Genomic DNA, 2,466 nt, shown 5'->3' with positions numbered 1-2,466 from the left:
CCTTTTTTCGTATCACGTTTCTCTTTCCTCTTTCCTTCCCCCAGGCCCCCTCAAGCCCCAACCCTCGACCCCCGCATTCTGATCAAAAGGGATAATCATGCAAAGCTGTATGGGAAGGCAGCAAGCAACAGGCATTAGGCATTAGGCATTACATAAGGAGAATCTGTATGTTCAAGATCATGCTCGTTGAGGACGACAAGCAACTTGCTGCTCTGTTGGAAACACATCTACAAAAATTTGGGACGATGAGACATTTATCGACGACAATACATTGAATGTATATATGGCACGGTTACGTAAAAAGTTATTATCGTTATCCATTATGGATCCCATACAAACCATTCCGACATCGGAGATATTCCCGGAATGAAAGAGAATCGACCCCTGGATGGACGGAGCACCTTAGAATTAGCAAAAGAAACCCGAAGTCTCATAAAAGACGTGGGTTTCTCGTCAATCTGGGTAGCCTTTAGGACTACTTTTTATTTCCCAATATTAAACCAACCGGGCATTACTTGAATTACATTCCAAAGTTTTTCTGGAATATTAAGCTGGTTGAGTTTCGAAACGTTCAACTCAGAATCTACTTCGGCTTCACGTCCATTTGCGACCTTTTCAACCCAGTTAGGATCCATAATTAACGCATGTCCAATGGCAACTAGCGGCAATCCTAATTCCACAGCTTGAAGAGCATCATCCGGTGTTAGTATGGAACCAGCAGCCATCACAGGTACCTTACCGTTTGCTCTTTCAAGAATTAATTCAAGCCGTGTTTTTTCATCTTGACTATCTACTGGCTTTGAAGACACATTATCTAATGAAGCATGAATATAATCTAAATCCTGTTCAACAAGGAAATCGATTAATTCATACGTGTCTTTCATACGTAATCCGTCTGCTTTGGAGGATTCTTCAGGTGAAAATCGGTATCCTAAAATGAATGGTTTTGCAGCATGTTTTTCAATGACATTTTTGATTTCGTTAATAATCGCCAATGGAAAACGCAAGCGATTTTCAAGTGATCCTCCCCATTGGTCCGTCCGTTGATTCGTTGCTGGCGACCAGAAGTTTTGAATTAAAAATCCATGTGCCCCATGAATTTCGACGCCATCAAATCCGGCTTCAATCGCTCGTCTTGTTGTGTCTCCAAAAGCACGTATAATCGACAGGATTTCCTCATGTGATAGCTCTCTTGTTTCTACAGTTGGGCCAAGAGCAGTAGCCTCAGATTGCAATGCACTCGCACTAACTGCATCCAATCCAGGTATGGCTTTATTACCTGCATGAAAAATCTGTAGGATCGCAGGAGAGCCTCCACTTTTCGCTGCTTCAGCTAATTTTCGTAAACTTGGAGTAAATCCATCATTGTACCCAGCGAATTCATTCGTAAAACCCTGCCCATTAGGTGTAACATGAGTACACCCTGTAATGACGAGTCCTACTCCATTCACTCTTTGTTTGTAATACTTTACTTCGTCATCCGAAATGGTAAGATCGTCATTGCTTGACCAGGTGGTCATAGGTGCCATAACGATACTATTCTTCATGGTTATTCCACTTCTGAATGTGAAGGATTCAAATAACCTACTGTATTTTTGATTCATTTCCTTAACCTCGCTATCATATTTTATTCTCTGTTTCAGTGTAATTGGTTACCGTTACAGTAGGTCAAGGATTTATTTTCATATGATTACATATATATTTGTTGTGATTTCATTCTCTTCATGATATATATTTAGTTACAGTAACTGTAACTAAAGGTGGGACAAGTAGATGTTGTATTCAATGACATATGTAGTGGAAAATTTAAATGTATCTGCAAAGACACTTCGATTTTATGAAGAGCAAGGGATATTACCAAATATATCTCGTGACGAAAAAGGCCGTAGAGTTTATAACCAACAACAAATAGATTGGATTTCTTTTATTCGTTGTCTCAAAGAGACAGGAATGCCTCTTTCAAAAATCAAGGATTACAAGGAACTTTATGAATTGGGAAATAGCACCTATTTGCAAAGAGAAGAAATGTTGAGGCAGCATAAATTGGAAGTTCAGAAGAAAATTGACGAAAGTCAAAAACACTTGGAAGAAATAAACTACAAACTAGCCATGTATGAGCTTCAGAAAGAAGAGGTTATGAAAAATCCTAACTATAACTTTAAATGTCACGGTCACGGCCTGGAGATTAAGACGGTGAATTAATGTAATCTGGCTGAGCGCGGCAATGCACATTCGGAGATTCGCAATCGCCCCTTTCTGGCCCGGTGAACGTAGCAGACTACAACTGAACACACATAAGGATGCTCAGATCTTGACCGAGGGCACTCTTTTCGTGCGTGTTTCGTGCGTGGGTGAGACGCTCCGAGAACGAAGCATTCCTCCAATCCCTGATATGAACGAGACTGTCAAAAGCGTCTCTTTGACTCCCACGTTTTTTACCCCTTTCCCTTTCAACCCGGAGGGGGA

3 protein-coding genes are annotated in these 2,466 nt (G+C 40.8%); 2 read left to right on the top strand and 1 reads right to left on the bottom strand.

Going from position 1 to position 2,466, the window contains the following annotated elements:
• Positions 1–235 precede the first annotated feature (235 nt).
• Entirely contained in the window at positions 236–370 is a 135-nt protein-coding gene (locus OIN60_RS17435; protein ID WP_370872531.1) for a winged helix-turn-helix domain-containing protein, read from the top strand.
• Between the two features lie 112 nt (positions 371–482).
• On the opposite strand, the gene OIN60_RS17430 is transcribed toward OIN60_RS17435, so the two are convergent.
• Positions 483–1,604, bottom strand: coding sequence for an NADH-dependent flavin oxidoreductase (locus tag OIN60_RS17430; protein WP_305756145.1), 1,122 nt, complete (start codon positions 1,602–1,604; stop codon positions 483–485).
• A gap of 169 nt (positions 1,605–1,773) precedes the next feature.
• Here OIN60_RS17430 and OIN60_RS17425 point away from each other — a divergent pair, with 169 nt between their 5' ends.
• Positions 1,774–2,202, top strand: a complete 429-nt coding sequence (locus OIN60_RS17425; RefSeq protein ID WP_305756144.1) for a MerR family transcriptional regulator — start codon at positions 1,774–1,776, stop codon at positions 2,200–2,202.
• Positions 2,203–2,466: the final 264 nt, after the last annotated feature.

Source organism: Paenibacillus zeirhizosphaerae, assembly GCF_030705605.1.
Taxonomy (GTDB): domain Bacteria; phylum Bacillota; class Bacilli; order Paenibacillales; family Paenibacillaceae; genus Paenibacillus; species Paenibacillus zeirhizosphaerae.
Note: the sequence above shows the minus strand (reverse complement) of the source record. Positions and strands in the feature narration are given on the sequence as shown.